This is a genomic window from Phormidesmis sp. 146-12, assembly GCF_052939495.1.
This window is the reverse complement of record NZ_JBJPHS010000192.1, coordinates 1-7,156: the sequence shown is the minus strand read 5'-3', so window position 1 is coordinate 7,156 and position 7,156 is coordinate 1. Positions and strand designations below refer to the sequence as shown.

Here is a 7,156-nt window from a genome sequence, read left to right as displayed (position 1 = left end):
ATGAAACCCTTTCCTGCTTAGTTTTTGCAAGCTTTTGTCCTGTACTTAGGAATTTGACATTAGACCCAGTGACTTTCCCAAGCTTGATGGGTTTTTTAGCCTTGATCTTTTACACAGTGACGTTGATGCCCACAATGATGAAAGTCAACTTTCCACAAACTCAGAAAATGAGTGTTGTTCAGAAGTTGCTGAAACATCGTCGATCGATTGGCTTGATTTCCTTTTTTCTTTCTGCCATTCATGGCTATCCTTATCTTAACCAGAGAGACCTTGATCTGCTCGATCTCGAAACACCCTGGGTCTATATTCAAGGAGTGGTCTGCTTTCTAATTCTCATTTTAATGACAATCACGTCGAATACTTGGAGCATGAAGCTCCTCAAGAAAAATTGGAAGAAATTGCATCAACTGACCTACTTGGTGATTTTTGTACTGATCTGGCACGTCTGGGATAAGATGTCGGGTCACTGGACGTATATCACTCCAATCAGTTTGGCGATACTTACAGGAACTGCAATTTTATTCATGAGTCGAATGCGGATTGAAGAACAGAATCAGCAGCAAGAAGCTCAGAAGAAAGAAGCTGTTGCAATAACTACTAGTAGTTCTAAATAGCGATCGTCAATACACAAGTCAGGAGCATTGACCAGGAGCATTGACTATGACACCAAAGCGAAATTCTAGAAAAACGACGATCGCTTTAACAGAAATATCTCTAATACTAATCATTGTCGCGCATTGGCTTAGCACTCATACTCATTTTAAATCACTTCTTTCGGCTCAATCCTTGGCTGCTCAACCGATTCACATCTTCAAAGGACATCCGGTTTGGGTGTATACGATCGCAATTAGCCCGGATGGAAAAATGCTTGTTAGTGGTAGCTATGACGGCACGATCAACATTTGGGATCTGCCCAATAAAACACTGCGTCATTCAATCTCAGGAGATTCGAGTCAGGGACACGGAGATGCAGTTGTTTCATTAGCAATTAGTCGAGATGGACAGTTTTTAGTGAGCGGTAGTTGGGATAGCCGCATTAAGGTGTGGAAGCTGGACAGTGGCGAATTGCAGCGGACAATTGCAGGACATAGCGATGATGTGCGTTCGGTTGCATTTAGCCCTGATGGAACGGCGATCGCGAGTGGCAGTTGGGATAAAACGGTGAAGCTCTGGAAGACGGAGACAGGCGAGCATCAGCAAACTTTCCACTCTAGATCTGAGATCAGAAGTGTTGCGTTTAGCCCTGATAGTCAACTCCTAGCAAGTGGTAGCGAAGACGGCAAAATTACAGTCTGGCAACTGGAGAATGGAGCGGTAAAACTCCCTTTAGCCGCCCATGAAGGAGCAATTACCTCAATCTCGTTTAGTCCAGATGGAAATACTCTAGCGAGTGCAAGCCATGACAAAACCTCTGCGTTGTGGGAAATAAAGACGGGGCGATTACTTCACCGTTTTGCTGGACATCACGATAAAGTGCTGTCAGTTGCGTTTAGTCCCGATGGGCAAACTCTGGCAACTGGAGGACACGATCGAGCAATTAAACTATGGGATTTGCAATCGGCTCAGTTGCAAGGTACGGTTATGGGACATCAAAAACCGATCTGGTCGATCGCATTTATGCCTCAAGGAACAATGCTTGTCAGTGGCAGTGCTGACAAATCGATTATGATGTGGCAACTTCCTTCCAACTTGTAAATACTCATGAGAAGCAACTGATGAAACGATATGATGCTCCACTTTGGTTGGCTGGTTGCTTTCTGCTTTGCGAAGGGTTGATTATTCGAGGTGCAGTTCCTACGGAGTTGCGCTCTGCGCTAATCGCACAAGTCATTCCCGATCGTACAACTCCGACTACAGTGACCGGAGATTGCATTGGTAGCTGCTCAATCACAGGTGGGACAGTAACAGGACAGAATTTGTTTCATAGCTTCGATCGCTTTTCCATTCCAACGAATGGTGAAGCAGCGTTCAACAATGCCGCAGACATTCAAAATATTTTTACTCGTGTTACCGGAGGTATTCGATCTGATATGGATGGCTCAATTCGTGCCAATGGTACTGCAAATGTATTTCTACTCAATCCAAGCGGAATCCTCTTTGGTGCAAATGCCCGCTTAAACATTGGTGGTTCGTTTCTTGCCAGCACAGCAGATAGCATCATTTTCGACAATGGTAATGAGTTTAGTGCAGTAAACCCACAAACACCACCATTATTGACGATTAGTACTCCAATTGGTTTGCAGTTCGGTCAAAATCCAGGAACAATTCGAGTAGAAGGGAATGGATATAACCTATCGGCTCAGGTGCGGCGGCAAATCACGAGAGGAACTCAAACAGGTCTACAGGTACAACCAGATAACACACTTGCTTTGGTTGGGGGAAATATTGAGCTAGAGGGCGGAACTTTGACCGCAGAGCAAGGGAGAATTGAGTTAGGAAGTGTAGGCAGTGATGAACGGATTCGTCTTAATTCAAGAGAAGGATTTGCATTAAGCTATCCGGGTGTGTATCGGTTTCAAGATATTCGGCTCTCTCAACAAGCTTTGGCAGATGCAAGTGGCGGCGGAATCATTCAAGCACAAGCAAAAAACATTGTCCTTGCCAATAGTTCTATCTTTTTAATTCAGAATCGGGAGCAGCAGGGTGGAAAGATTAACGTTCAAGCTGCCCAGTCTTTAGAAGCCAGTGGACCTAACCCAACAACTGGATTCTATGGCGGTTTAGAGGGGCAAACGATCGGCTCTGGAAACAGTGCTGATATTGTAGTTTCTGCTCGGCAAATCGTCATTCGAGATGGAGCAGGAATCATAACTCGCTCCTTTGGCTCTGGGCAGGCGGGTGACTTGACGATCGATGCTCCTGATTCTACACAAGTTATCGGATTTTCTCCAATCTCGACCGCATTGACCAGTTTGATCGCCTCAAGCAGTACTGCTTCTGGCGCGAGTGGCAATGTAACTCTATCAACAGGACAATTGATTGCGCTAAATGGAGGAAGTGTTGCATCTGTAAATTTTGGGCTTGGACAAGGGGGAGAAGTCAGAGTAACAGCAACAAGATCCATAGAAGTCATTGGCGAATCTAGTGTGCCTGTGTCGAGTAACATCTCCGCAATCACTTTAGCGGACGGAAATGCTGGAAGCGTCATTGTCACTACCCCTAAATTAGTGATTCGGAATGGAGGAATTGTGACTTCTGATAATTTTGCTAGGGGTCAGGGAGGGAATGTTTTGATTAATGCGATCGAGTCAATTGAGATTACTGGAAAAGGAACTCCGCTCCCTAGTCGTATCAGTGCGTCTGCCGTAAGTTTGCCTGAATCTTCACGACGAGTATTCGGAACGCCTCTAGTACCGACTGGTGCTTCTGGAAACGTAACAATTAACACGGGTCAACTCAGAGTTAGCAATGGCGGTGTTGCTGGAGTGGAACATCCCGGAACTGGGAATGCAGGAACGTTGCGAATCAATGCTCGCTCCGTTATTTTAGAGGATCAGGGGAGTATCACTGCTGCCACCCGTTCTGGTGAAGGGGGAAACCTAGACATACAGGTGAGCGATACATTGGTGTTGCGCCGCAATAGCCAAATTACAACCTCTGCGCTCGGTAGTGGTAATGGTGGTAACATTGACATCAATACAGCTTTTGCGATCGCGGCTCCCCAAGAAAATAGTGATATTCAAGCCAATGCTGTAGCAGGACGGGGCGGCAATGTTCGCATCAATGCTCAAGGTATTTTTGGAATTGAAGCGCGATCGCAGCCCACTCCTTTAAGCGACATTACCGCCAGTTCAGAATTGGGAGTTGCAGGAACGATCGCGATTCAACAACCGGATGTACAACCCGAAGAAGGCACCATCAATTTACCGAATACCTTTGCTGCTCCTCCACTTGCTCAAGGCTGCAATCCAGGAAGCAATCAAACAGCAAGCTTTGTAAATACTGGACGCGGCGGATTACCCACCAATCCAAATGATCCGATCGTTGCTGATACACTTTGGCAAGATATCGAAGACTCTGTACAACCTGTCTCAAGCGCAACTCCACAGAGGAACAATCCTCAAAGCTCAGAACCTGAAGTCTCGATCGTAGAAGCACAAGGCTGGATCATGAATTCTGATGGTACAGTGATATTAGTAGCGAATGCTCCCAAAGTAACACCGCATCGAACCGGAATTGGAAAGCGCGATCGCTGTTAGCTTGTCACAACCAATTTCCAACCAAAACAAATGGTGCCCAGTGAATCGGTTGTCGATAGTTCTTATCTCGTAGAAGCGAAAGCTGTGCCCGCCTCAATGCCTCCGCTTTGGACACTTTCGCATTTGCCAACTCTCGATAAAACTGACTGATCAACCGCGCTCCTGATTGATCATCCACGCTCCATAATGAAGCAACTGTACTCCGCGCCCCTGCTTGAATCGCTACCCCTGCAATTCCCAAAGCTGCACGAGGATCGCCTTCAGCCGTTTCGCAAGCACTCAGCACTAAAAGCTCGATCTCAGCATCACTCGCCCCTTCTCTAGTTCGGAGTAATGCCTGAAGCTCATTGACTTTAATTTGCCGATCCCAAGCCAAAATAAACGTATTTTCTGCATTAGAACTAAACTGACCATGTGTTGCCAAATGCACAATCGTAAAGGGTGACGCATTAATCTGTTTTTGCAACATAGAACCTGTAAAGGCTTCATTCAACAAGACTCGACTCGGAATTTGAGTCTTGATCTCTTCTAGCTCCCGTTGAACATTTGGCAATGCTGAAAACCCACTTCGAGCTTGTGATAGCCCTGCCACTAAAGCTTTTAGGTTCACTTGTTGTACCGATCGAGGATTGAGCAACTGTAAACCAGGGGTGAGCGCAACACTGTAGTTCTCGATCAAAAACTGCTTACCATCATAAAGTGCTGCCATTGGCACATTTCGTAGTCTTCCATCTAGGACAAAGGCAAGATTTGTGATCTGATTTTGCTTTAAATCTGTTGCCATTGGGCGAATCAGCCAATCATAAACTTGCTGTCCGAGTCGTCTTCCTTCTGGACTTGCAAACGGTTGTTCTAATTCCCGTCGCAATTGATCTAATGTTCTTTCTACTGTTTGTTGAGGCGCGATCGCAGTATATTGCCGCAATGATTGACCAGGCAAGCTCACAATAATTTCAATTCGATCGGGCAAAATAATCGGATAAATTACAGCCGTTGCGGTTTGATCAATTTTGTCGATCGCGACTGTTTTCCCCTCTAAACAAGCCGTTCGGAAAAAGTTGTCTAGTTCTGCCAGTTGAAGGGATTCAATCACCTGACGCGCCTTTTGCAGGTTGGCTTCTCCTGGCGTTTGACGCAGCAACAAATCAACTAGCTCTCGATATACAGGTTCCACACTTTCTCGAAAGGAGAACTGGAGATCAGGATTCGTGCCCACGAGATCGCTACGAATAGATTGCAAGGTGTCAAATGCAGCCGTGTAAGTTCCGAGTGCCTCCTTTCGCTTTCCTTGTGCTTTGAGAATACGTCCTAGCTGCCATTGCCATTGATAAGCCATATCTGCGGCATTCATTGCTTGAGTAATGAGTAATGCCTGTTCTGTAAACTTCTGAGCCTCTCCCCATTGTTGATTGCGCTCGTAAATGCTGCCTAAATATCCAACTGTGTAAGCTTCTGCACGTTGATCCTCTAACTCTTTCGCGTGCTGAATACCAATTGCCAAAACTTTAGCTGCTGTGACTTCTTCACCTCCGAGCCTCATCAAGCTTTGAGCAAAGTTAATTCGAGCATAGATTTCTGATCGACTGGGAGCAAGCTGATCCAGTTGGGCTGGGATGGTATTGATCAGCGTGAGCTTCGCTGTTGCCGTAGGCAATCGTGCTTCTGCTTTCTGCCCTTGTTCTATTAGTACTCTAAGTTGATTGAGTTGGGCTTGTGTCTTGATTAATGTGTTCGATCGCTCAGCAGCCTGTTGATAAAACTTGAGTGCGGCTGGTCGGTCTTGTTTGGCTCTCGCTAGGTTACCTAAGCTCATCAGTGTTGCACTGATCTCCTCATTGCCTGATGTTGCTAAACTCTGCTGCAAAACTCGTTCAGCATTTTGAGTATCTCCTAGTAATAACAAAACGTTTCCTAAGCTTCTCAATCCTATTGCTTTGAGTGCAGAATCAGATTGCGTTTGCAGAGTTTTTTCTACTTGGGTTAGGGTTTGCCGCGATCGTAGAAAGAGTCCTAGCGATTGTTGTGCTTGAGCTTGGTTGATTAAGCTACCAATGCGCTTATTTTCGTCTTTAACTTGAGCATAGAGCTTGGCTGAACGCTGCCAATGTTCTAATGCCTGCTCTGCCTGACCTTGAGCAAATTTTAGATTTCCTTGAGTATTTAGAACTTGTGCAAGAATGCGATCGCGCTCAGGTGTGCGCTTTGGATTGCTTTGTAAGAGATCTAGACTTTGTGCGATCGCAGTCGTTGCTTCAGCCCAATTTCCTAATTTCTGATACGCTACGCACACATAGCTTAGACTTAATGCTTGGTTCAAAGCTTCACTTCGCTGCTGATAAGCGATCGCTGCTTTCTGCCAAGCTGCCAGTGCTTGAGTAAATTGCTCAGATTGATAGAAGCTACGCCCCTGTCGCATCAACTGTTCAGCATCTCCTTGCATTGTAGCCATAACAGTTTGATCCAGAGCTACCGTATCCGAAATTGCTGTCGCTGGGTTGAGACCTAGCAAAACTATCAGCATCATGCTAGTGAACACCCATCCCAGAAAAGTCAGGCTTTTCAGCAGTTTCATGTGCCTCAATCACACTCCAAGGAATAATTTTTCCGGTCTGTGCTCTGCTCGCCTTGATTGTACCAGATAAGTTGTTCTGTAAAAGCGTTAACTTGCCTGTTATCAACTCAGAAGATCTTGCAAAGTAAGGGTATTCCTTCTCAAGGAACTCCGAAATTAAACCTATTAGGATCACATCATGCAAGCACAAAATCAAACGAAAACAGTAACGCTCCCTTTGCTGCAACATGGAGATAACGGAAGTGCCGTTGAATTGCTCGAAAGACTGTTGCTTTCATTTGGGTATCTACCGATTTCAGTGGATGGAGTATTCACACAGCAAACGGAAAACTACAGCACATTTCAGGTTTATGGAGTACAGTAACAACAGTCAGCAAACCAGTTG

General features: G+C 45.6%; 5 protein-coding genes. 4 read left to right on the top strand and 1 reads right to left on the bottom strand.

Annotated elements, in window-relative coordinates; all coding sequences use genetic code 11:
• The 3 genes from ACKFKF_RS33805 to ACKFKF_RS33795 form a co-directional block, all read left to right on the top strand.
• Positions 1-614, top strand: a 614-nt coding sequence (locus tag ACKFKF_RS33805; RefSeq protein ID WP_446871752.1) for a ferric reductase-like transmembrane domain-containing protein, incomplete at its 5' end; no start/stop codon positions are given.
• 46 nt (positions 615-660) lie between these two features.
• On the top strand, positions 661-1,695 hold the full coding sequence (locus ACKFKF_RS33800; RefSeq protein ID WP_446871751.1) for a WD40 repeat domain-containing protein: 1,035 nt from the start codon (positions 661-663) through the stop codon (positions 1,693-1,695).
• Between the two features lie 20 nt (positions 1,696-1,715).
• Complete coding sequence (locus tag ACKFKF_RS33795) at positions 1,716-4,199, top strand: two-partner secretion domain-containing protein (protein ID WP_446871750.1); 2,484 nt, start codon at positions 1,716-1,718, stop codon at positions 4,197-4,199.
• Positions 4,200-4,203: 4 nt separating this feature from the next.
• Here ACKFKF_RS33795 and ACKFKF_RS33790 read toward each other — a convergent pair whose 3' ends face one another.
• The gene (locus ACKFKF_RS33790) at positions 4,204-6,648 is read right to left on the bottom strand and encodes a CHAT domain-containing protein (protein ID WP_446871749.1); all 2,445 of its coding nucleotides are present in this window, start codon (positions 6,646-6,648) and stop codon (positions 4,204-4,206) included.
• Positions 6,649-6,949: 301 nt separating this feature from the next.
• Here ACKFKF_RS33790 and ACKFKF_RS33785 point away from each other — a divergent pair, with 301 nt between their 5' ends.
• Entirely contained in the window at positions 6,950-7,135 is a 186-nt protein-coding gene (locus ACKFKF_RS33785; protein ID WP_446871748.1) for a peptidoglycan-binding domain-containing protein, read from the top strand.
• The last annotated feature ends 21 nt before the right edge of the window (positions 7,136-7,156 follow it).

What these genes read in the sequence shown, in the direction of transcription:
- ACKFKF_RS33795 (WP_446871750.1), top strand. Translation starts at nt 1,716, where the DNA reads ATGAAACGATATGATGCTCCACTTTGGTTGGCTGGTTGCTTTCTGCTT.
- ACKFKF_RS33790 (WP_446871749.1), bottom strand. Translation starts at nt 6,648, where the DNA reads ATGGCTACAATGCAAGGAGATGCTGAACAGTTGATGCGACAGGGGCGT.
- ACKFKF_RS33785 (WP_446871748.1), top strand. Translation starts at nt 6,950, where the DNA reads ATGCAAGCACAAAATCAAACGAAAACAGTAACGCTCCCTTTGCTGCAA.
- ACKFKF_RS33800 (WP_446871751.1), top strand. Translation starts at nt 661, where the DNA reads ATGACACCAAAGCGAAATTCTAGAAAAACGACGATCGCTTTAACAGAA.